Raw genomic sequence first — 22163 nt, forward strand, 5'->3', positions numbered from 1 at the left:
ATGCATGGTTTGATAGCCATGCGGTTTAAAACTTGCTTTCAAAGTTCATTTAAAACGTCTAAGGGCGATTTGAACGCCACATTGAAAGCTTTAGCGATGCCTTCTTGAGTGATATAGCCGTTATAAGCACTCAAACCTCCAAGCGTGTTCGCCACGATTTTAGTGTTAGCTTTTAAAAAGCCCTTTAAACCATGCTCTAAATAATACAACAAATACGGCACACTCGCATGGCTATAAGCCATAGAGCTTGTTTTAGCGACAATCCCTGGTATGTTAGGCACGCCATAATGCAATAAATCTTCTTCTACATATACTGGGTTAGAATGGCTTGTCTGGTGTATGGTCTCTATACAACCCCCTAAATCGCAAGCCACATCAATCACCACCCCTTGTTTTTGCATGCACTTTAAATGCCTTCTTAAAATCACTTTAGGGGTTTGGCTCGCTGTCACTAGCACCGCTCCCACTAACCCCACAGCCCCCTCTAGAGCGTGGATGATATTGGCTTCATTCACGCTCAAAACTTCCAAATCATACAAATGATAATAGGGGTGGTTTTGCAATTTAGCGTAGTCTAATTCTAAAATCGTTACTTTAGCCCCCATTTGGCTTAAAACTTTCGCGCTTTCCATGCCAACCACGCCGCCACCGATTACGACGATTTTAGCCCTTTGTGCTCCAGATAAACCCCCTAGCATGATCCCCTTGCCCATAAACCCCTTGACATGCTCTAAAGCCAATAAATAGTGTTGGACTAAATGCGCCGCTAACCTCCCAGCCACCACGCTCATAGGTGCTAAAATAGGGTAGTCGTTTTTAGGTCCAGCGATAGTCTCCGTGCAAATAGAAGTGATTTTTTTATCAATAAACATTTCGCACAAGCTTTTTTGATACGCTAAATCCAAGTAGCTAAACAGAGTCGCTTTTTCTTTCAATAAAGGGTATTCATGCTCTAAAGGCTCTTTGCATTTGACTACCAAATCCTGCCCCCACGCCACTTTATAATCCACGATTTTGGCTCCTACGCTTTCATACGCAACGTTACTATAACCGCTATTAGCACCGGCATTATTTTCCACTAAAACCCCCACGCCCTTTTGAGTGAGTAACGCCACATCATCAGGCACCAAAGCCACTCGTGATTCTAAATCCATGCTCTCTTTGACTAACCCAATATCCATGTTGCATCCTTTAAAGAATAGTGTTAATTGTGATTATACTCATTCCCTTAAGCGATTGGGTATCTTTCTTTTAAAATCTCAAATAATCTTACTCTTTTACACAATGAAATGCTTTTTGTTTGTTATCCATTTTCTTATTATTTTTTAATTGTTGGTTGGGGTTTAAAATAAAGAACACTTGACTAATAAAGGAGGTGCATAATGAAAGACAACACGACCTTAAGCAGGGACATTGGCTTAAACCAACTGATGATGATCGCTTTAGGTGGGGACGATTGGCATAGGGCTTTTTGTAGGTGCAAGAGGGAATAGCGCTAGCGTAGGTCATTTAGCCATGCTTTTAGCGTATTTAATTGGGGGGTTATCGTTTATTCTATTGTTTTATTTTTGGGGGAATTAGCGAGCGTGTATCCTACCACAGGGAGTTTTGGGGGTTATGCGAGCCGGTTTATCAACCCTAGTGCAGGGTATATGGTCTTTTGGATGTATTGGTTGAGCTGGGTTTTAACCGTGGCAGTGCAATATATCGCTATTGGCTTGCTTATGCAACGATGGTTTCTTGGCATTTCTGTGTATGTGTGGGTCATTGCATGTGTTGTGCTTTTATTTTTATTGAATTTCTTTTCGGTCAAAATTTTTGCGACAAGCGAATTTTTACTCAGCACCATCAAAGTTTTAGCGGTCTTTGTGTTTACCATGCTTGGGAGCGTTGGCATTATTTATTCGTTTTATCTGCATGGCTTTGAAGGGGTGTTTGCTAATTTCTATTTTAGTGGGGAGGTTCAAGGGCTAGAGAAGGGCTTTTCCCTAAAGGCGTGGGGGCGATTTTAACGGTGATTTTTGCTTACATGGGCACAGAGATTATGGGCGTTGCCGCAAGGAGAGACTAAAGACGCTAAAAAGTCATGCCCAAAGCGGTTAAAGCGACTTTATGGCGGATCGTGTTTTTTCTTTTTGGGGGCGGTGTTTGTGGTGTCGGTGTTTTTGCCCATGACGGATGGCGGTTTGACGCAAAGCCCTTTTGTGAGCGTTTTAGAAAAAATCCCTCTGCCTTTTTTGGGCGTGGGTATTCCTTATGCGGCAGATATTATGAATTTTGTTATTGTGACAGCGATTTTATCCACCGCTAATTCTAGACTATACGCTTCAGGGAGGATGATTTATGGCTTGAGTCAAAAAAAGATGTTTTTCCCCATTTTTGCAAAGCTTAATGCTTTGGGCACGCCCACTTATGCTTTGTATTTATCTTTAGGGGTTACACTTGTTGGCATGCTCACTGATGCGTTTGCACCAGAAAAAATCATGGCAAGCTTAATTAATGTGGTGAGCTTTATGGTGATTATTGTATGGATTAGCATCAGCGTGGCACAGTATAGGTTTAGAAAAGCGTATGTGGCTTCAGGCAAGTCTTTAAAAGATTTGCCCTATAAAGCCCCTTTTAACCCCTTAATCCAAATTGTTGGCATCGGCGGGTGCTTGGTGGGGCTTGTGGGTGCGTATATGGATGCGAATGAACGCATTGGAGGGTATCTCACGCTAGTGTTTATGGGGCTTTGCTATGTGGCGTATTACGCGAGCAAAAACCAATGGGGCTATCAGCAAGAAAAAGGACTTTAAAGGAGCGATAAAATGATTTTAGTAGGATTAGAAGCCGAGTTAGGGGCGTCAAAAAAAGGCACAGATGCAGGCGTTAGGCGTTTGAGAGAGGCTTTAAGCCTAAAATATAACGATTTAGTAAAAAACATGCAAATGATTATCCAAGAGCGTTGTGTACTTTATAAAGAGTTTAGATACGCTAAAAATTTTGAAGATTACTATGTGTTTTGCAAAGAAAATTTGATCCCTTGCATGCAAGAAGTGTTTGCAAAAAAAGATTTTCCTTTAATCTTAAGCTCAGAGCATGCGAACATGTTTGGGATTTTCCAAGCGTTTAGGAGCGTTCATAAAGACAAAAAAATAGGGATTTTGTATTTGGATGCGCATGCGGATATTCATACGGCTTATGACAGCGATTCAAAACACATCCATGGCATGCCTTTAGGCATGGTTTTAAATCGTGTCCGTAGCGGGTTTAACCACATGAATGAAAGCGAAGAAAAAGCATGGCAAAAGCTTTGCTCTTTGGGGCTAGAAAAGGGAGGGTTAGAAGTTGATCCTAAATGCTTGGTGTATTTTGGGGTAAGAAGCGTTGAACAAAGTGAAAGAGATGTGATTAAAGAATTGCAAATCCCTTTATTTAGCGTGGATACGATAAGAGAAAACATGCAAGAAGTGGTGAAAAAAACGAAAGAATTATTGCAAGAAGTGGGTATTATTTATCTTAGTTTGGATTTGGATATTATGGATGGCAAGCTTTTCACCTCTACCGGCGTGCGCGAAAATCATGGGCTAAGTTTTAGCGAGTTAAAACAATTGCTAGGCATGCTTTTAGAAAGTTTTAAGGATAGATTGAGAGCCGTTGAGGTCACCGAATACAACCCCACGGTAAGTACCAAGCACACCAATGAAGAAGAGAAACAGGTTTTAGAAATACTAGATCTCATCATCAAGCACGCCAAAAACAACAGCGCCAACCATTAAAAAGCGATTTTAATGCGTCTATCTTCATATTTGATTTCATTCTAATACAAGGATTTTTTCCAAATCTTGTTTGAAAGCTTCTAGCACCTTTCTCCTGGCTCTTTTTTTGGTGCGGTGTTTGTGGGGGTATTCTCCAATGGGTTTTTCATTTAAGGGGATCTCCCAATAAGGTAAATCCTTTTGTTTCTATAAGCTCTGCTTCGCATTGGGTAAAAAAATTATCGTAGTTGAAACAATCTTTCCCCGGCTCTTATTTTCCCATTGATTGAAGAGCCTTCATTTGGGATGCCAAGCACCTTGGAACATCTTAAAAGCTTTCCTAATCCTTTAGCGAGACCGACTAAGAAAAACGAGATTTTTGCTTTGCAATTTAGCCAAAGCGTCAAAATGCATGAGCTCTAAATCTTTTTACTTTGAACGCAAGAGATGAGTAAAGAATGGCCCCATGCGTGATGCAAAAAGTCAATCTATAGATAAACTCGCTTGTGTTGTTTTTAGCCCAACAAAGATTGATCCCTAATGGCCCCTCATGAAAGAATTTTTGATCGCATGTGAGATTGAAGTGGTAACACCCCCCTCTATTTTTGCACGATGGAAAGTAAGGGTTTGCACTTTTAAAAGAGAGGCAGTTTGGGAACTAGATCCTTTGGGTAATAAGCTCTCTATCGTTCTTATTTTCAGGCCCATTAAGCTGGCTTTATCTGTGTATTCTTCTATATACTTGGTTTCAATATTGTTCAACCCTTCAGACGATAGCAGTATCTGTATGATATTGGTCGTAACTGCTAACGCTTCTTCTTTGGAGTGTTTGATTCTGCCACACGCTAAAAATCGTGTGCTTTTTGAAACGATACGCGTTGAATGAAGCCTTTAAAAATAAAATGACAGATTTTTATTGTTCTAGCAAAAATAAGATTAAACCCTCACAACCTCTTGTTGAGTTTTTTAAAATACCAAAGACTAATAATTAAGAATAAGAAAAAGGGCAAAAGCACGCCAAGTTCAGGGATAAGTATCCCTGAAATGCTAAACTTCCCTAATGCAAAGAATAGCCCCCAAACAACGAGCGTGATAATGATGAATTTTAGCCCCAAAAGAGCTAGGTTTTCATAGCGTGCAAGGCTTGGCGAAAAATAGGCGATAAACACGCTTAAAAACGGCACAAAAAAGGGCAAGATCGCAAACACATACAAAAACGAGCGCACTTTTTTGGTGTCTGCCTTTTGACGCACTAGAGCATGCAAGGAAAAAAGAGCGTCCATGATAGAAACCGCGGGCTTGTTTTGGTAAATGGTGTCTAAAACTTTAGGGCGGAAATTTTTGAGCGTTTTAAAGGTTTCTAAATGCATAGCGCTTAAAGCGTTATTGCCTAAATCAAAATTTAAAGGCAGGCTATAGATGGTGGCGTCATGCAAAGTCCAGTGTTTGCCTTCAAAAAAGGCCTCATTGGCTTCAGCATAAGATTCTAAAGTCTTGTCTTTCAGGCGAAAAACCTTGATATTTTGAGCTTTTTGCAATAAGGGATCGATCTTGCCAAAATACACATAGTCATCGTCATATTTCACTAGCAAATGCTCTGAAACGCTCAAAGAATTGTCTTTATAGATCAAATTTTGCGTTTTTTCCTCCATATACACAAAAGGAGTTGCATTCAACCCCACATAAATCGCCGTGAAAAACAAGCTAATGAAAAAAATGGGTTTTAAAACCTGGCATTTGGAAAAGCCAATGGAGAGCAAAGCGGTGTATTGGTTGGATTTAATGAAAGTGATATAAAATAAAACCATCGCTAAAAGCAAAGAAATGGGCAAGGTGTAATTGAGGGCAAATAAGATGTCATAGGTGAAAAATAAGATAATCATGTTCGCAGAATCGGGCATTTTGTCGGCGTATTTCAAGCTATCAATACCTACAAAAAACAATTCTAAAGCTAAAAGCACGATTAAAAAATATTTGAAATAATACCACCCTACAAATCTAAACAAACGCACTTTAAACCCTTAAGTCTCTATCGCTAAAGGTTTTTTAAGCGTGAAATGATTGCACATGGCGTTAAAATCATTGCATTCTATAAAAAATTTTAGGGCGTTTTTAGCATGTTCAAACACAGCGTTTTTTAAAGGCTCTTCGTTTTCGTTAAATTTAGAAAGCACATGCTCGGTGGCATTAGTCCCCTTAGAAATCCCCACTCTCAAGCGATAATAAGCGTTAGAGCACAGAGCGTCAATGGATTTTAAGCCGTTATGCCCTCCATTCCCTCCGCCATTTTTAAACTTCACAACGCCTAAAGGTAAATCCAAGTCATCATGGACAATTAAAAGCTCTTTAGGTTTGTAAAAATTTTTAGTGCTCAAAACGCTTTCACCACTTAAATTCATGTAAGTTTGGGGTTTGAGCAAGATAAAATCTTTATAGATGCATAAATGAGCGTTGTGTTTGGGAGAAAAAGTGAAAGAAAGATTCAATCCACTAACGAGTGAATCTAGAATATCAAAGCCAACATTATGTCTGGTGTGAGCGTAACGCAAAGTAGGGTTACCTAAACCTACTAAAAGCGTCATGATTAAATCACTTCGCTTTAATCACACCGATCACAGCGATAGAATCATGATCTAAGATCTTAACATTCTCATGTTTTTCTAAATCGCGCACCAAAATAGACTCATTCACATCTAAAGGGGCTACATCCACTAAATAGTGATTGGGCAAATGCTCTGGAGCGCATTCTACGCTAATACGCTTTTTAGAGAGCATTAAAATCCCTTTATTTTTCAAGCCCACTGGAGTGCCTTGGTATTTAACAGGGACTTTAAATTTAGACTTTACGCCTTTAGTGACAGCGAGTAAATCCACATGGATAAGCTCGTTAGTGACAGGGTTTTTTTGGTATTCTTGAACTACAACTTCAAAAGTCTTATCCCCTAATTTCACCGGAAAAATCAAATGCTTTTTTTCCTTAAGGTATTTAATGAAAGGGTTTAATTTGAACGCACAACTCACATTTTCAACGCCCTTACCATAAACATTTGCGATTAGATAGCCATCTTTTTTTAAAGCTTTAGCGTTAGCTTTAGTAATACTCTCTCTAATAACGCCTTCTAACATGTCAATCCTTTAAAATAAAATAAGGGTCTATTCTATCCAAAAAACCCTTAAAAATCAAAAACTCTTTAGAAGCTTTTCAAAGGATTGTTTGAATGCAATCAAGCCTTCTTTAAGGAGTTTTTGAGCAGTGTTTTCTAAATCAATGTTTTGCGTTTGTAATTCTTTTTTAAACGCTTCAATTTCTGCACTTTTTAAAGGGGTTTGGTATTCTGTATTGAGATTAAGTAAATAAGCGTTTAAAGCGTCTAGGGGGGCTGTGTTGATAGAGTTTTTAAAGCATAGCGCTTTAATGTAGTAATCTTTAGCTAAAGCATTGGATTTAACGCCTGTGGATGCAAAAAGGGTGCTTGTGAATTTGCTAGCATGCTCATTGATTGTATGATAGCACTCTATGGCGTTGATAATCCCACTTTTAGCTTGTAAGTTTTGAACCACTAGGGGGTCTATTTCCTTATCAAATCGTGAGACAAACACGCTAATGACCGCTCTTTTTTGTGCATCTTTAGCCAATATTTGAGCGATCTCGCCCGCAATTTTGGGCGAAAAGACTAAAGTTGCATTAATGGGAATAGAGGCTTTAGCTAAAGCACTGACGGCTTCAAGTCCGCTCTCACTCGCTGGGACTTTGATCATCACATTAGGGCGATTTAATATTTTAAATAACCGCTTGGCTTCATCAATGCTTTTAGCCGCATCGTCTTCTAAAAAAGGGTCAATTTCTAGGCTAATGTAACCATTTTTAGGGTCTTTTTCATGTAAAGGCATTAACGCATTAGAAGCTTGTAAAATATCCTTTAACGCCAAAGTTTCATAAATTTCTTTGGCTTTTTTGCCTTTGAGTTTAGCGATTTCATCTTTATAAAATGCGCTTTTTGTAATCGCCTCACAAAACAAGCTAGGGTTACTGGTCGCCCCACAAATAGCCCCCTTATTAATGAGCTTTAAAAAGTCGTTTTCTAAAAAATCCTTTTCTATAAAATCGCACCACAAACTAAATTCTTGCATGTTCTATCCTTGTTTTAAATTGAGATAATAATTTTTAACGATCTCTTGGTCGCTAAAAAAAATCGTTTTGTCTTTAAAGATTTGAGTGTTTTCATCGCCCTTGCCTAAAATCAATAACACTTCATCGTCTTTTAAATTTTCTAAAGCGTTCAAAATGGCTTTTTTTCGGTCTTTTTCTACAATCACTTTAGAAGGATCATTGATTCCTTTTAAAATATCCTTAATAATGTCTTCTTCGTTCTCGCTTCTAGGGTTGTCTGAAGTTAAGATGATTTTATGAGCGTAACAACTCGCTATTGCCCCCATTTTAGGGCGCTTGGTTTTATCCCTATCGCCCCCTGCTCCAAAAAGAGCGGTGATTTTTTGGGCTTTAAAGCTTTCAAAGACTTGTTGCATGCCGTCTGTTGTGTGTGCAAAATCCACAACCACTAAAGGTTTAGAATGTGCAATCTCCAAACGCCCTTTCACCCCATAAAAGTTTTCTAATAACGGCGTGATTGTTTCTAGAGGTAATTGAGTGAGTAATTTGACCCCCAAAACGCCCGCTAAAATATTATAAAGATTGTAACGCCCTAAAAGGGGGGAATGCATGAGCGCCATTTCTTTGACATTAGGATTTCTTAAATCTTGTTGGTAGCATAAAGATGCACTAATTGAAGGGTTGAGCGAAAAGGCTTGAATGTTTAAATGCGCTTTTTTATCCAATGCGTAAGTGTGTGCATTAATGGGGTTAAAAAGGGCGTTTGTTTCATCTCTGTTAATGACTTTTAAGCTTTCATCTTTAAAAAAGCTGTTTTTAGCGTCCCTATAATTTTCTATGCTTTTATGGAAATCCAAATGATCGCTTGTGATGTTAGTGAGAATTTTAAGGGCGAAATTAAGCCCAGCGATACGCTCTTGGACAATTGCATGGGAGCTCACTTCCATGATAAAGTATTCGCATTCTAAACGCATCGCTTCTTCTAAATCGCCATAAAGCTCTAAAAGGGTGGGCGTGGTTAAACCCTTTTCTTTAATGCGTTTGTCGTTAATAAAAAAGCCTCTTGTACCTAGGAGAGCGGCCTTTTTATTCAAATCCAAAAGTAAGGAGTACATCAAGCTCGCCGTGGTCGTTTTACCATTAGTGCCAGTAACACCTATGATTTTAATCTTAAAATCAAAATAGTTTTTAAGCTCGTTAAAATCCAAAATAGCTAGGTTTTTTGCTTCAATTAAGGAGGAGTATTTTTCATTTAAAGGCGTTTTGATAAAAAGGAACTCTTTAGGGTTTTCTAAAATCTCGTTAGTGTTATCGCTTAAAAAAGAATAATTATGGTTGCGATAAGTCAGGGATTTTTTAAGTTTCATTTTTTAAGCCTTATGGGATTTGAGGGCGTCTTCTAAAAGAGAGCGCAAAAATTCATCATAAATGAAAGAGTCTTGATGCATGTTTTCAATGTAATTGATCGCTAATTCATAATAGCCATAGCGGTTCAATTCTTTTAAAAATTCATAAAAATCCTCTTTATTGTCAAAAACCAACCTAGAACTAAACATCAAATCTTCAAACGCTTCCTTAAAGCCACGCTCCAAGCTCAAGCGTTTGAAATCCGCATACAAAATGCCATTCAATTCCTCGCCTTTTTGAGAAATTTGTGCATCAATCTTTTCAGCCATTTGGCTTAACCCCTCATCAAAAGAAGCGATTAAGGCCATGATTTGCTCTTCAGCTTGGTGTTTTTGGCTTCGTTTTTGCATAGCGATCAAGCTTTGATACAATTCATAAAAGCTGTGTGCCTCTTTAGGGAAATCTTTAGCTATATCGCTTAATAACGCCCCCACTTTAGCTTTTTGATTGTCTTTATCCAAAAATAAAACTTCAGAAAAAAGGCGCAACGCTTTAGCATAATACGATCGTTTGAACGCTAAAAACCCCTCTTTAATCAACGCACGCTTTTTATACTCATAATCAAACTTTTGCATGCCCATACCCTTAAAGTTTGTGAAACTCCTTTGCATTTTCTAAACACACCACTTCTAAATTAGGGTGAATATCCATTTTAAGCTGCCTTTCAATGACATTTTTTAGAGTGATTTTACTGCTAGAACAAGTTTTACACGCCCCTTCTAAAGTCACATAAATTTTCATGCTTTTAATCCCTAACACTTCAATATTACCGCCATCTTTGAGCAAGTAAGGGCGGATTTTTTCTATCGCTATATGCACTGGTTTTTGCAAATCTTCATCGCTAAATTCTATCATTTTTAAAACTCTCTTTGAAATTTTACTTTAAGATACCACATAATGAGCCATTTTGATCAAACAACTCTTTTTAAGAGTGGCTCAAGGGCTAATTGGTTAGAATACGCCCATTGTTATAACAAGGTTTTGATGACGATATGGAAATTAAAAATATCAAAGAGTTTGAAAAAGCTTCTAAAAAACTCCAAAAAGACACTTTAAAAATCGCTTTTGCACTTTTGTTTCTCATTGTTGCCGCTTTGCTCGCTCTTATTTTTGGGCAGACTAACTCCAGGAGCTTGTTGCTCATGTTTGCGGCTGTGATTGGGGGGTATATGGCGATGAATATTGGCGCTAATGATGTGTGCAATAATGTCGGTCCTGCCGTAGGATCTAAAGCCATTAGCATGGGAGGAGCGATTTTGATCGCTGGGGTTTGTGAAATGCTTGGGGCGGTTATCGCTGGGGGGGAAGTGGTTTCTACCATTAAAGGCCGTATCGTTTTGCCTGAATTGATTGCAGATGCACATATTTTCATTAAAGTGATGTTGGCAAGCTTACTCAGTGGGGCGTTGTGGTTGCATGTAGCCACTTTAATTGGTGCACCAGTTTCTACTTCGCATTCTGTGGTAGGGGGGGTGATTGGTGCTGGAATAGCGGCCGCTGGTGCGTCTGTGGTCAATTGGAGTTTTTTACTAGGCATTGTGGCTAGCTGGGTGGTTTCGCCTTTAATGGGGGCTTTGATAGCCATGTTTTTTTTAATGTTTATCAAAAAGACCATCGCCTATAAAGAAGATAAAAAGAGTGCGGCTTTAAAAGTCGTGCCTTACTTGGTGGCGTTGATGATCTTATCGTTTAGTTGGTATTTAGTGTTAAAAGTCTTCAAACGCCTCTACGCGGTGGGTTTTGAAATCCAGCTTGTTTGTGGCTGTATCCTTGCACTTTTAATCTTTATTCTTTTTAAAAGATTTGCACTAAAAAAAGCCCTAAAGTTAGAAAATAGCCATGAGAGCATCAATGAGCTTTTTAATATCCCTTTGATTTTTGCTGCTGCACTTTTGAGCTTTGCGCATGGGGCTAATGATGTGGCTAATGCGATTGGCCCGCTAGCAGCGATCAGTCAGACTTTAGGGGAGGCGAGCGGTTCTGTAAAGAATGCTTTAAGTTCTGTGCCGTTGTGGATTATGATCATAGGGGGGGCTGGGATTGCTTTAGGCTTGAGCTTGTATGGGCCAAAACTCATCAAAACGGTGGGCTCTGAAATCACAGAGTTGGATAAAATGCAAGCTTTTTGCATTGCGCTTTCTGCGGTTATCACCGTGCTTTTAGCCTCTCAATTGGGCTTACCGGTAAGCTCTACGCACATTGTGGTAGGGGCGGTGTTTGGAGTGGGCTTTTTAAGAGAGCGCTTAAGAGAGCAATCAAGAAGGCGTTTTGCCAAGATTAGAGACGACATCGTAGCGGCACACTTTGGGGGGGATTTAGAAGAAATTGAAGGCTTTTTGGAGCGCTTTGATAAAGCCAGTTTGAAAGAAAAATCGCTCATGTTAGAGAGCTTGAAAAAAAGCAAGAATACCGCCATTGCTTTGGAATTGAAAAAGAAAGAGAAAAAGTCGCTCAAAAAAGTGTATAAAGAAGAAGTGATCAAACGCTCCATTTTAAAAAAGATTGTCACCGCTTGGCTTGTCACGGTGCCCATTTCTGCGTTATTAGGAGTGCTTCTTTTTATCGTCCTTAATTTTGCGGAAAAATTTTTCTAGGGTTTTAAAGGCCTGATTTTAAAGTTAGGCTTAATCTTTTATGTTAAAATTGTAAGATTTTAGTTATCGTTAGGTTTTTTAAAATCATGGGGAGGATCAAGGAGCTTATTTGGATCCGTCTGAGTCGATTTTGATGTTGATGGTTGCTTTTTTGTTAGTGTTGTTGAATGCTTTTTTTGTGCTTTCAGAGTTTGCTCTTGTGAAAGTGCGTAAAACCCGTTTAGAAGAGCTGGTTAAAATCGGTAATTCCAACGCTAAACTCGCTTTAGAAATGAGTCAGAGACTAGACACTTATTTGAGCGCGACGCAATTGGGCATAACGCTTTCTTCATTGGCTTTGGGTTGGGTGGGTGAGCCCACTATCGCGAGGTTATTAGCCACGCTGTTTCAATCTATAAATTTGGAAGACAACTCCCTTTTTATCCATTCAATGAGCGTGGTGGTGGCGTTTTTAAGCATCACTTTTTTGCATGTCGTGTTGGGCGAAATTGTGCCCAAATCTTTAGCGATCGCCAAATCTGAAAAAGCCACTCTTTTTATTGCGCGCCCTTTGCATGTGTTTTGGGTGGCGTTTTACCCGGTGGTGCGCCTGTTTGATGTGATCGCTTATTTCTTTTTAAGAAAGATGGGCGTTAATCCCAAAGAGCATGAGGGCACGCATTCTGAAGAAGAGTTAAAAATCATTGTGGGCGAGAGCTTGAGGGAGGGCATTATTGATTCAGTGGAGGGCGAGATCATTAAAAATGCAGTGGATTTTTCTGACACAAGCGCTAAAGAGATTATGACCCCACGAAAAGACATGGTGTGCTTAGATGAAGAAAACAGCTATGAAGAAAATATAGACATTGTTTTAAAAAGCCGTTTCACGCGCTACCCTTATTGTAAGGGATCTAAAGACAATATTATCGGCATGGTGCATATCAGAGATTTGCTTTCTCGCTCCCTTTTTACCCCCAAAATGCATGATTTCAAGCAAATCGTCAGAAAAATGATCATTGTCCCAGAGAGTGCATCTATTTCTCAAATCCTTATTAAAATGAAAAAAGAACAAATCCATACTGCTTTAGTGATTGATGAATACGGCGGCACAGCTGGGTTGCTCACTATGGAAGATATTATTGAAGAGATTATGGGGGAGATTAGCGATGAATACGATTTAAAGCAAGAGGGCGTGAATAAACTTGAAGAAGGCGTGTTTGAATTAGAGGGCATGTTGGATTTAGAGAGTGTAGAAGAAGTGCTTCATATCCAATTTGACAAAGAATGCGAGCAGGTAACGCTTGGGGGTTATGTTTTTAGCTTGTTAGAGCGCATGCCTATGGAAGGGGATACCATCATTTCGCATGGGTATGCCTTTGAAGTTTTAAGCGTGGATGGAGCGAGGATAAAACGCTTGAAAGCGATTAAAGAAAATAAGGAAGAAGATTAAAATGAAAAAAACCATTCTCTTTGCATTGAGCTTGTTGTGCGGTAGTTTTTTAAACGCTGTGGATGAAAACCCTAAAAATATCCAAGAAAAAACCAAGCCTTCTTCTTTGAGCTTGGCTGAAAATAATGCACCTTTTAACAACCATAACGCTCAAAAACTCTCTTTGAAAAACGCATGGGGTAGGGTGTTGTCTAGCCATGAGGGCTTGCATGCACAAGAATACGCGATTAAGCGTGCAGGCAAAATGAAATCAGCGGCCAAGCTTTCTTTTTTGCCTCAAATTGATTTGAGCGCTTTTTATGTGTATCTTTCTAACCCCATTAAAGTGGATTTTGCTAGTCAAAAACAAGCCGGCGTTCAAAAAGCCACCAACCAGATCCATCAAGGCTTGCAAAATATCCAAAATGGTGTCCCTCCCCAACTCATCACGCCTCAAATCCAAGCGGGCATACAAGGGGTGATGCAAGGCTTTGGGGCGTTGGGTAGCGCTTTAGGCACTCCTTTTTTATTTTCCAAGCAAAATGTTGTGCTTGGGGCTTTGAGCATTATTTACCCTATTTATATGGGTGGGACACGATTCACGATGGTGCGCATTGCGGATTTGATGCAAAAGGACGCCAATGAAGTGTATCGCTTGAAAAAGCTTTCCACTTTTCAAGAGCTCGTGGGCGTGTATTATGGCATGGTGCTAAACACTGAAGTGGCTGAAACTTTAGAAGAGGTAGAAAAAGGCCATTACAAGCATTTCCAAAACGCTTTAAAAATGCAACAAGCAGGGCAAATCGCTAGGGTAGAAACCTTGAGCGCTCAAGTGGCTTACGATAAGGCTCATATCGCTAGCGTTAAGGCTAAAGATGTGTTAGAGGTTTCACAGCTCTCGTTTAATTTTATTTTATCCAGCAAAGACGATTTATCGCCCTCTAGTAAATTAGAGATCCACACGGAAAAAAAATTACCCGATTTGAGCTTTTTTGTTTCTTCTACGCTCAATTCTTACCCAGCTTTAAAAACTTTAGAAAATCAGGTTCAAATCTCTAAAGAAAACACGAAATTACAGATCGCTAAATTCTTACCTCAAGTGCATTTTTTTGGCTCTTATATCATGAAGCAAAACAATTCGGTGTTTGAAGACATGATCCCTAACTGGTTTGTGGGTGTGGCAGGGCGCATGCCTATCCTCTCCCCTACAGGGCGCATCCAAAAATACCAAGCGAGCAAATTAGCTGAGTTGCAAGCCAGTAGCGAGAAAATCCAAGCCAGAAAAAACATGGAATTGTTAGTGAATAAGACTTATAAAGAGACGCTCTCTTATTTGAAAGAATACGAGAGCTTGCTTTCTAGCGTGGAATTGGCTAAGGAAAACCTCAAACTCCAAGAGCAGGCTTTTTTGCAAGGCTTAAGCACGAACGCGCAAGTCATTGACGCAAGGAATACGCTTTCTTCTATTAGCGTGGAGCAAAAGAGCGTGGCTTATAAATACATCGTTTCATTAGCGAATTTAATGGCATTAAGCGATCACATTGATTTATTTTATGAATTTGTTTATTAAAAGGAAAAACCATGTTAAGAAAAATCATGTTAAACAGCAAGTTGGATCAAAAGAAAGCCGCTTTTATAGGGGGTGGGGTTTTATTGTTGGGGCTTATCGTTTTATTTTATTTGGCTTATCGCCCTAGGGCTGAAGTGTTGCAAGGGTTTTTGGAAGCCAGAGAATACAGCGTGAGCTCCAAAGTCTCTGGACGCATTGAAAAGGTGTTTGTTAAAAAAGGCGATCAAATCAAAAAAGGCGATCTAGCCTTTAGCATTTCTAGCCCTGAATTAGAAGCCAAGCTCGCTCAAGCCGAAGCTGGGCACAAAGCCGCTAAAGCGCTTAGCGATGAAGTCAAAAGAGGCTCTAGAGATGAAATGATTAATTCCGCAAGAGATATTTGGCAAGCGGCTAAATCTCAAGCGACTCTAGCCAAAGAGACTTATAAGCGTGTTCAAGATTTGTATGATAATGGCGTGGCGAGTTTGCAAAAGCGCGATGAAGCCTATGCGGCTTATGAAAGCACCAAATACAACGAGAGCGCAGCTTATCAAAAGTATAAAATGGCTTTAGGGGGTGCGAGCTCTGAAAGTAAGATTGCTGCTAAAGCTAAAGAGAGCGCGGCGTTAGGGCAGGTGAATGAAGTGGAATCCTATTTAAAAGATGTTAAAGCGACTGCCCCTATTGATGGGGAGGTGAGCAATGTGCTTTTAAGTAGCGGTGAGCTTAGTCCTAAAGGTTTTCCTGTGGTGCTCATGATAGATTTAAAGGATAGTTGGTTAAAAATCAGCGTGCCTGAAAAGTATTTGAGCGATTTTGAAGTGGGTAAGGAATTTGAAGGCTATATCCCGGCGTTGAAAAAGAACGCGAAATTCAAAGTCAAATATTTGAGCGTGATGGGGGATTTTGCGACTTGGAAAGCGACGAATAATTCTAACACTTACGACATGAAAAGCTATGAAGTGGAGGCCATACCCTTAGAAAAGTTGGAAAATTTTAGGGTAGGGATGAGCGTGTTAGTCACCATTAAACCTTAAAAGGATTGTCTTGTTTAGATTGATAAGCGCATGGGTTTTGCAAGATAAATTCTTGTTTATCGTGTGTTTTATATTACCTTTTTGTTTGGGGATTTTAGGCAAGCAAATCTTTGAGCAAGAAATCCCAAGACAGCTTCCTATCGTGGTGGTGGATTTGGATAAGACCACTACAAGCGTTCAAGTGGCGTTTGAATTAGGCGCTACGAGCGCCCTTAAAATCAAATACCAAGTCACTAGCCTTTTAGAAGCCAAACGCCTTTTAAACTCCGCCGAAGTGTATGGGGCGTTAGTCTTGCCTAAAGATTTAGAGAAAAAAATCAAAATGGGGCGAAAGGTTGATTTGCCGTTTTATTATAATGCGGAATATGTTTTAGTGGGGAAAACGCTCAAAAACGCCTTTTTGCAAACCGCTTTGACTTTAGACGCTAAAACTTTAGCCACCAAAGCGTTGGTGCGAGATTCTAATTTGATTTCTGCTAAAGCCCAAGCGGTGCCTATTCGGCTTGAATTGCATGCCCTATACAATGAAGAAAACAATTACACGCAATACCTTTTAAGCGTGATGCTGCCTTGCATGTGGCTTATTCTTATTTCTATTGGCATGCTCAATTTCATTCAAAAAATTTCTAACATGCGCGAGCTTTTCATAAGCATTGCAGCGAATGTGTTTGTGTTTAGCTTTTGGGGGATGGGCATGGCGTTTTATTTTAATTTGATTGGCATGGAGGGGAATTATGCGCATTTGTCATTAGTCTTTTTGGCGGTCGTTTTAATGGCACTCATTATGAGTGGGTTTGTGGTGTTAGTTTATGGCATTTCAAAAAGCGTTATTGAAACCGCCGGTGCGATTGGGGTCTATACCGCTCCAAGCTTTGCGTTTGCTGGGGTGACTTACCCACAAAACAACATGGAAACTTTTGGGAGTTTTTGGAGCCATTGCTTGCCCATTAGCCATTTTATGAAGTTCTTTTTGCAAGAGGCTTATTATAAGACGGATTTTGCAGAGTCTTTGCGTTCGTTAATACCGCTTTTTGTTTTTTTAATCTTTTTGGCTTTAGGGCTTTTGGTTTTTTATTTTTCTTTCAAAAAAGACAGGGTTAATGCATGAATTTTTTTAAAATCCTTTTGATGGAGTTAAGGGCTATTGTTTCTCATAAGGGCGTTTTGTTGATCCTTATAGGCGCTCCCTTAATCTATGGCTTATTATACCCCTTGCCTTATTTAAGAGATGTTGTCACGCAGCAAAAAATCGCCCTTGTAGATGAAGACAATTCCTTTCTTTCTAGGCGATTAGCCTTCATGGCGCAAAGTTCCAACGAATTAGAGATCGCTTTTTTTAGCCCCTCTATGTTAGAAGCCAAAAAGCTTTTAAAAGAAGAAAAAATTTATGGGATCTTGCACATCCCTTCGCATTTTGAAGCCAATATCCACAAGCAAGTGCCTGTAACAATCGATCTTTACGCCAATTCCAATTACTTTTTGATTTATGGCGCGTTAGCGAATGCGATTGTGGAGAGCATTAACGCTTTAAATGAGGAAATCAGGTTTAAACGCAACGCCCAAATAGAAGAAGCCGAGTTGGGGACAGATGGGATTAAAATCAGACCCATCGCCTTGTATAACCCTAGTGAAGGCTATTTGAATTATGCGCTCTCTAGCGTGTTTATTTTCATTTTGCACCAGGTGATGCTCATTGCAAGTAGCATGTTTGCTAGCTCTAATCGTTTGGAATTAGCCTTTTTAGATAAGAAACAAATCGCTTTAAGGCTGTGTGCAAGGCTCTTGATTTTTATGGGAGCGTTTAGCGTTTTTATTTTATGGTATTTTGGGGCGCTGTTTTCTGCCTATGGGATCGAACGGCATGCGAGCGCTTTGGCGGTGTTTTTGAATAGCTTGATTTTCATGCTTGCAACCTTGAGTTTGGGGTCGTTTTTAGGTGCATGGATTAAAAATGAAGCCCACACCACTCAAATCATTTTGATTTCTTCTTTGCCCTTGATTTTTATGATGGGTTTTGTATGGCCTTTTGAATCCTTGCCCTCTTATTTGCAAGCTTTTGTTCAAACAGTGCCAGCCTACCATGGGATTAGTTTGTTAGGGCACTTGAATCAAATGCATGCCGAATTTATGGATGTGTCCATCCATTTTTATGCGCTTATTGTGATTTTTATGGTGGGTTTTATAGGGAGTGTGTTCAAACTCAGCTCGTTAAAGAAAGCTTGTGAAAACGCTTAAAACATTAATCGCTTCCAAGCACCAGACTAAAGCGTCTCGTTTTTTAGGGTATCTTGTGCCTTTTAATGATTTTGAAAAAACCCTTTTAACATTGAAAAAAGAGCATTTTAAAGCCGCGCATTTTGTAACGGCGTTCCGCTATTCTTTAGAGGGAAAAATCACGGAGGGTTTTAGCGATGATGGCGAGCCTAAAGGGAGTTCAGGCATGCCTATGCTTAGCGTTTTAAGGCGAGAGGATTTAATCAATATAGGCTTAATCAGCGTGCGTTATTTTGGAGGCACGCTTTTAGGGGTGGGGGGCTTGATGAAAGCTTATGCCACTAGTGCATTATTGTGTATAGAAAACGCCAAAAAAGAGAGTGCTTTTAAGGATTTTGCGGAGTTAGAGAGTTGGAGCACTCATTATTCTTACAGAGAATTGGATCACATTCAGCGTGAAATTAAGAAATTTAGCTTACAATTAAACAAGAAGAATTTTTCAAGCCAAAGCGTGGAAGTGGAAATCACCGGTGCAAGGGAAAATTTGCAAGCGTTTCTAAAACAAAATAACACCAATTAGGGAGAATGCAAGTGGAATTTTTGAACGAATACTTTATGTGGATCAAGGCTTTTCATGTGATAGCGGTTATTTCGTGGATGGCAGCGTTATTTTATTTGCCACGGCTTTTTGTCTATCATGCAGAAAACACCCATAAAAAAGAGTTTGTGGAAGTGGTTAAAATCCAAGAAAAAAAGCTTTATTCCTTTATCGCTTCACCGGCGATGGGTTTCACGCTCATTACAGGGATTTTAATGCTACTAATCGCCCCTGAAATCTTTAAAAGTGGGGGGTGGTTGCATGCGAAATTGTCCTTAGTGGCGTTGCTTTTAATCTATCATTTTTATTGCAAAAAATGCATGCGCGATTTAGAGAAAGACCCCACGCAAAAAAGCGGGAAGTTTTATCGTATGTTTAATGAAATACCCACGATTTTAATGATACTCATTGTGATTTTAGTGGTTGTCAAGCCCTTTTAAAGACTGATCATGAAAAAAGAAAAGCATCTCAAGCAAGAAAAAATCATCAACATGTTTGATGATATAGCTAGCTCTTATGATCAAGCGAATCGCTTGATAAGTTTTGGTTTAGATGTTAAATGGCGTGAAAGGGCTTGCGAGCATGCGTTTTTGTTTTTAGAAAATAAGAAAGCTTTAAAGCTTGTGGATGTGGCATGCGGGACAGGGGATATGCTTTTGGCTTGGCAAAAAAGCGCTCTAAATTGCAATATAGAGTTTAAAGAATGTTTGGGGATTGACCCATCAAACAACATGCTAGAATTGGCCATTAAAAAATGTGAGAAGCTTGGAAACAAAACTTCTTTTATCCAGGCTCAAGCCAAAGATTTAAAAGGCGTTGAAAGTAACAGCGTGGATATTCTCTCCATTGCGTATGGCTTGCGTAATATCGTGGAAAGACAAGAGGCTTTAAAAGAGTTTTTTAGGGTGTTAAAGCCTAGGGGCGTTTTAGTGATTGTAGAATTTTTAAAAAAAGACAACCCCACATGGTTAGATAAAATCTCATGGTTTTACACGAATAAGGTTTTGCCTTTAGTGGGAGGGGCTATCAGTAAAAATTATGGTGCTTATTCTTATTTACCGCAATCCATTGAAGGGTTTTTGAGTTTAGAGAGTTTGAAAAGTGAATTAAAAAACGCAGGGTTTGAGATTTTAAGAACCGAAGATTCTATCGCTCAAATTTCAACGACCATGCTTGTGAAAAAAAGCTAAAGGAATGCCCCATGCAAGATGAATTGTTTGAGGTTGAAAAAGCCCCCAAAAAAAGCGTTAAAAACGCTCCTAAAAAAAGTTTTGAAGAGCATGTTGATTCTTTAGAGCAAGCCATAGAGTGCTTGAATGCCCCTAATTTGTCTTTAAAAGACGGGATGGATTTGTATAAAACGGCTATGCAAGAATTGTTTTTAGCGCAAAAACTTTTAGAAAACGCTTATTTAGAGTATGAAAAACTCCAAACGCCAGATAAAAAGGCTTAAGGCATGCAAGTGTTTGCCTTACAGCTAGAGTCTTTTAAAGAAGCTCTCATGCAATCCTTATTCAACTCCGTGCCAAAGCAAAGCGTAATCGTGTTGCCTGAATATGTGATCAACCCCTTTTTCCACCATAACATGGAGTTGGATTTGAATGAAATCAGCGATCAATCCAAGCGAGCGATTGAATTCCTCTCTCAAAAATGCCAAGAGTTAGACTTAATCATTTCAGCCCCGGTGCTTTTAGAAGAAGAATCTAAAATCTATAAAAAAATCGCCCTCATTTCTAAAGAAAGCGTTCAGTATTACACGCAACAACGCCTCATCCCCTATCCTCACTGGGATGAAGAGAGCTTTTTTGACAATGAAAAGCGCAATTTTAAAGAATTGCTAGTCTTTGAAAGAGGTGGCTTGAAATTCGCCCCTTTGTTTGGCTTTGAAGCGCATTTTGATGAAATATGGGTTCAGGCTAAAAATCAGGGCGTGGATGTGGTGCTTTTAAGCAGCGTGGCATCGTTTGAATCCAATGAAAGGTGGCGTTTTTTATGCCAGATGCGCGCTTTTTGCGCTTCTTGTGTGGTGGTAAGGGCCAATAGGATCGGAGCGTATCGCCAAATCATTGTAAAAGAAGGGCAAAAAAACGAATTTTTGTGGAAATTTTATGGGGATAGTTTTGCGGCTTTACCTAATGGCGTTATTGAAAATTCTTTGGAGGGTAAAATGGGGGCTTTGAGCGTTCAAATTGATAAAAATGATATAGATGAATGGGCTAAATTATGGCATTTTAGAACGAGAGGGTTAAATGATTGATAGAAAACTTTTATTACAAGATTTTGATAAGGTGGCTCATTCTTTAAAAAAGCGTAACAGCGTGATAGATGATGGGTTGGAGCGTTTGCGCGAAATCATCACGCATTATAAAAAACAACTCATTGAGTTAGAAAGCTTGCAAGCCTTTCAAAACAAGGTTTCTAAAGAATTTGGTATCAAAATGACTCAAAAAGTGGATGCAAGCGATCTCAAAAAAGAGCTAGAAAACAATAAAATCAAGTTGAATGAGCTTTCCAAAAGCGTGAGCGAGTTGGAGCAAAAAATTGATTTAAAGCTTTCAATAATCCCTAATCTAGTGGATGAAAAAACCCCTTTAGGCACAAGCGAAGAAGATAATATAGAAATTAAAAAAATCTTAACCCCAAGAGATTTCACTTTCACGCCTAAAGAGCATTTTGAACTCGCTCAAAAAAATGGCTGGATTGATTTTGAAAGCGGCGTGAAACTCGCTAAAAGCCGTTTTTCAGTTATTAGGGGTTTTGGGGCCAAAGTTTATCGCGCGCTCATTCATTTAATGTTAGATTTTAATGAAAAAAATGGCTTTGAAATCATCTACACGCCGGCTTTAGTGAATGAAAAAATGCTTTTTGGGACTGGGCAATTACCCAAATTCAAAGAAGATGTTTTTAAAATAGAAAATGAAAATTTGTATTTGATCCCCACCGCTGAAGTAACGCTCACCAATTTATACAACGACACGATCATCAGCGTTGAAAAACTCCCGATTAAAATGACCGCACACACGCCTTGTTTCAGGAGCGAAGCAGGGAGTGCGGGAAAAGACACAAGGGGGATGATAAGACAACACCAATTTGATAAGGTGGAATTAGTGGCTATCACACACCCTAAAGAAAGCGATGTCATGCAAGAGTATATGCTAGAGAGCGCGAGTGGGATCTTAAAGGCTTTGGAATTACCTCATCGGTTTGTGCAATTATGCAGTGGGGATTTGGGTTTTAGTGCAAGTAATACGATAGATATTGAAGTGTGGTTGCCTGGGCAAAATTGTTATAGAGAAATCAGCTCGGTGTCTAACACGAGAGATTTTCAAGCCAGGCGGGCTAAAATCCGCTTCAAGGAAAATCAAAAAAACCAATTAGTGCACACTCTAAATGGCTCTTCTTTAGCGGTAGGAAGGACGATGGTCGCTTTAATGGAAAACCACCAGCAAGCGGATGGGAGCATCCACATTCCTAAGGCGTTAGAAAAATACCTTTAAGGCTAGTT

At 39.4% G+C, this 22163-nt stretch carries 22 protein-coding genes and 1 pseudogene; 15 read left to right on the forward strand and 8 right to left on the reverse strand.

The window, feature by feature from the left end:
• Positions 1-38: 38 nt before the first annotated feature.
• Positions 39-1181: an alanine dehydrogenase gene (locus DYI00_RS06730; protein ID WP_011578542.1), complete on the reverse strand. Its 1143-nt coding sequence runs from the start codon at positions 1179-1181 to the stop codon at positions 39-41.
• A gap of 363 nt (positions 1182-1544) precedes the next feature.
• Here DYI00_RS06730 and DYI00_RS06735 point away from each other — a divergent pair.
• The 3 genes and pseudogenes from DYI00_RS06735 (at position 1545) to DYI00_RS07840 (ending at position 4626) form a co-directional block, all read left to right on the forward strand.
• A pseudogene (locus tag DYI00_RS06735) lies at positions 1545-2798 on the forward strand (amino acid permease).
• A gap of 12 nt (positions 2799-2810) precedes the next feature.
• A complete protein-coding gene (gene rocF, locus DYI00_RS06740; protein WP_011578538.1) occupies positions 2811-3761 on the forward strand; it encodes an arginase in 951 nt (316 codons plus the stop codon).
• Positions 3762-4290: 529 nt separating this feature from the next.
• The gene (locus tag DYI00_RS07840) at positions 4291-4626 is read left to right on the forward strand and encodes a hypothetical protein (protein ID WP_041600245.1); all 336 of its coding nucleotides are present in this window, start codon (positions 4291-4293) and stop codon (positions 4624-4626) included.
• Between the two features lie 58 nt (positions 4627-4684).
• Here the strand turns inward: DYI00_RS07840 and DYI00_RS06750 are convergent, their stop codons facing one another.
• From DYI00_RS06750 to DYI00_RS06780, 7 genes are read right to left on the reverse strand one after another with little or no spacing between them, the layout of a single operon-like run.
• The gene (locus DYI00_RS06750) at positions 4685-5752 is read right to left on the reverse strand and encodes an LptF/LptG family permease (protein WP_011578536.1); all 1068 of its coding nucleotides are present in this window, start codon (positions 5750-5752) and stop codon (positions 4685-4687) included.
• Between the two features lie 9 nt (positions 5753-5761).
• Positions 5762-6322: an aminoacyl-tRNA hydrolase gene (gene pth, locus DYI00_RS06755; protein ID WP_011578535.1), complete on the reverse strand. Its 561-nt coding sequence runs from the start codon at positions 6320-6322 to the stop codon at positions 5762-5764.
• A gap of 7 nt (positions 6323-6329) precedes the next feature.
• Positions 6330-6866 (reverse strand): 50S ribosomal protein L25/general stress protein Ctc, encoded by a 537-nt coding sequence (locus tag DYI00_RS06760; protein ID WP_011578534.1) that lies wholly within the window; start codon positions 6864-6866, stop codon positions 6330-6332.
• A 54-nt stretch (positions 6867-6920) separates the two neighbouring features.
• A complete protein-coding gene (locus DYI00_RS06765; RefSeq protein ID WP_011578533.1) occupies positions 6921-7871 on the reverse strand; it encodes a transaldolase in 951 nt (316 codons plus the stop codon).
• Between the two features lie 3 nt (positions 7872-7874).
• Positions 7875-9218, reverse strand: coding sequence for a UDP-N-acetylmuramoyl-L-alanyl-D-glutamate--2,6-diaminopimelate ligase (locus DYI00_RS06770; protein ID WP_011578532.1), 1344 nt, complete (start codon positions 9216-9218; stop codon positions 7875-7877).
• Between the two features lie 3 nt (positions 9219-9221).
• Entirely contained in the window at positions 9222-9833 is a 612-nt protein-coding gene (locus DYI00_RS06775; protein ID WP_104709260.1) for a histidine kinase, read from the reverse strand.
• Between the two features lie 10 nt (positions 9834-9843).
• Entirely contained in the window at positions 9844-10113 is a 270-nt protein-coding gene (locus tag DYI00_RS06780) for a NifU family protein (protein ID WP_011578530.1), read from the reverse strand.
• Between the two features lie 137 nt (positions 10114-10250).
• Between DYI00_RS06780 and DYI00_RS06785 the strand changes: the two genes are divergently transcribed.
• The 12 genes from DYI00_RS06785 to serS all read left to right on the forward strand — a co-directional run bounded on the left by DYI00_RS06785 (position 10251) and on the right by serS (position 22155).
• Entirely contained in the window at positions 10251-11852 is a 1602-nt protein-coding gene (locus DYI00_RS06785; protein ID WP_011578529.1) for an inorganic phosphate transporter, read from the forward strand.
• Between the two features lie 133 nt (positions 11853-11985).
• The gene (locus DYI00_RS06790) at positions 11986-13281 is read left to right on the forward strand and encodes a hemolysin family protein (protein ID WP_050711598.1); all 1296 of its coding nucleotides are present in this window, start codon (positions 11986-11988) and stop codon (positions 13279-13281) included.
• 1 nt (position 13282) lies between these two features.
• Positions 13283-14830, forward strand: a complete 1548-nt coding sequence (locus tag DYI00_RS06795) for a TolC family protein (protein WP_104709261.1) — start codon at positions 13283-13285, stop codon at positions 14828-14830.
• A 26-nt stretch (positions 14831-14856) separates the two neighbouring features.
• Positions 14857-15846, forward strand: a complete 990-nt coding sequence (locus tag DYI00_RS06800) for an HlyD family secretion protein (RefSeq protein ID WP_041600301.1) — start codon at positions 14857-14859, stop codon at positions 15844-15846.
• A gap of 10 nt (positions 15847-15856) precedes the next feature.
• Complete coding sequence (locus DYI00_RS06805) at positions 15857-16954, forward strand: ABC transporter permease (protein ID WP_104687749.1); 1098 nt, start codon at positions 15857-15859, stop codon at positions 16952-16954.
• Positions 16951-18081, forward strand: coding sequence for an ABC transporter permease (locus DYI00_RS06810; protein ID WP_011578524.1), 1131 nt, complete (start codon positions 16951-16953; stop codon positions 18079-18081). The genes DYI00_RS06805 and DYI00_RS06810 overlap by 4 nt, the downstream gene beginning before the upstream one ends.
• The gene (locus DYI00_RS06815) at positions 18068-18640 is read left to right on the forward strand and encodes a YigZ family protein (RefSeq protein ID WP_011578523.1); all 573 of its coding nucleotides are present in this window, start codon (positions 18068-18070) and stop codon (positions 18638-18640) included. Before DYI00_RS06810 ends, DYI00_RS06815 begins: the two co-directional genes overlap by 14 nt.
• An 11-nt stretch (positions 18641-18651) precedes the next feature.
• Positions 18652-19098, forward strand: coding sequence for a protoporphyrinogen oxidase HemJ (gene hemJ, locus DYI00_RS06820; protein ID WP_081430819.1), 447 nt, complete (start codon positions 18652-18654; stop codon positions 19096-19098).
• A gap of 9 nt (positions 19099-19107) precedes the next feature.
• Positions 19108-19848: a bifunctional demethylmenaquinone methyltransferase/2-methoxy-6-polyprenyl-1,4-benzoquinol methylase UbiE gene (gene ubiE, locus DYI00_RS06825; protein WP_011578521.1), complete on the forward strand. Its 741-nt coding sequence runs from the start codon at positions 19108-19110 to the stop codon at positions 19846-19848.
• Positions 19849-19859: 11 nt separating this feature from the next.
• Positions 19860-20111 (forward strand): exodeoxyribonuclease VII small subunit, encoded by a 252-nt coding sequence (locus DYI00_RS06830; RefSeq protein ID WP_011578520.1) that lies wholly within the window; start codon positions 19860-19862, stop codon positions 20109-20111.
• A 3-nt stretch (positions 20112-20114) separates the two neighbouring features.
• Positions 20115-20915 carry a carbon-nitrogen hydrolase family protein gene (locus DYI00_RS06835; RefSeq protein ID WP_011578519.1) on the forward strand — a complete coding sequence of 267 codons (801 nt, stop codon included), beginning with the start codon at positions 20115-20117 and terminating at the stop codon, positions 20913-20915.
• Complete coding sequence (gene serS / locus DYI00_RS06840; RefSeq protein ID WP_011578518.1) at positions 20908-22155, forward strand: serine--tRNA ligase; 1248 nt, start codon at positions 20908-20910, stop codon at positions 22153-22155. The genes DYI00_RS06835 and serS overlap by 8 nt, the downstream gene beginning before the upstream one ends.
• The last annotated feature ends 8 nt before the right edge of the window (positions 22156-22163 follow it).

Source organism: Helicobacter acinonychis (genome assembly GCF_900461455.1).
GTDB lineage: Bacteria > Campylobacterota > Campylobacteria > Campylobacterales > Helicobacteraceae > Helicobacter > Helicobacter acinonychis.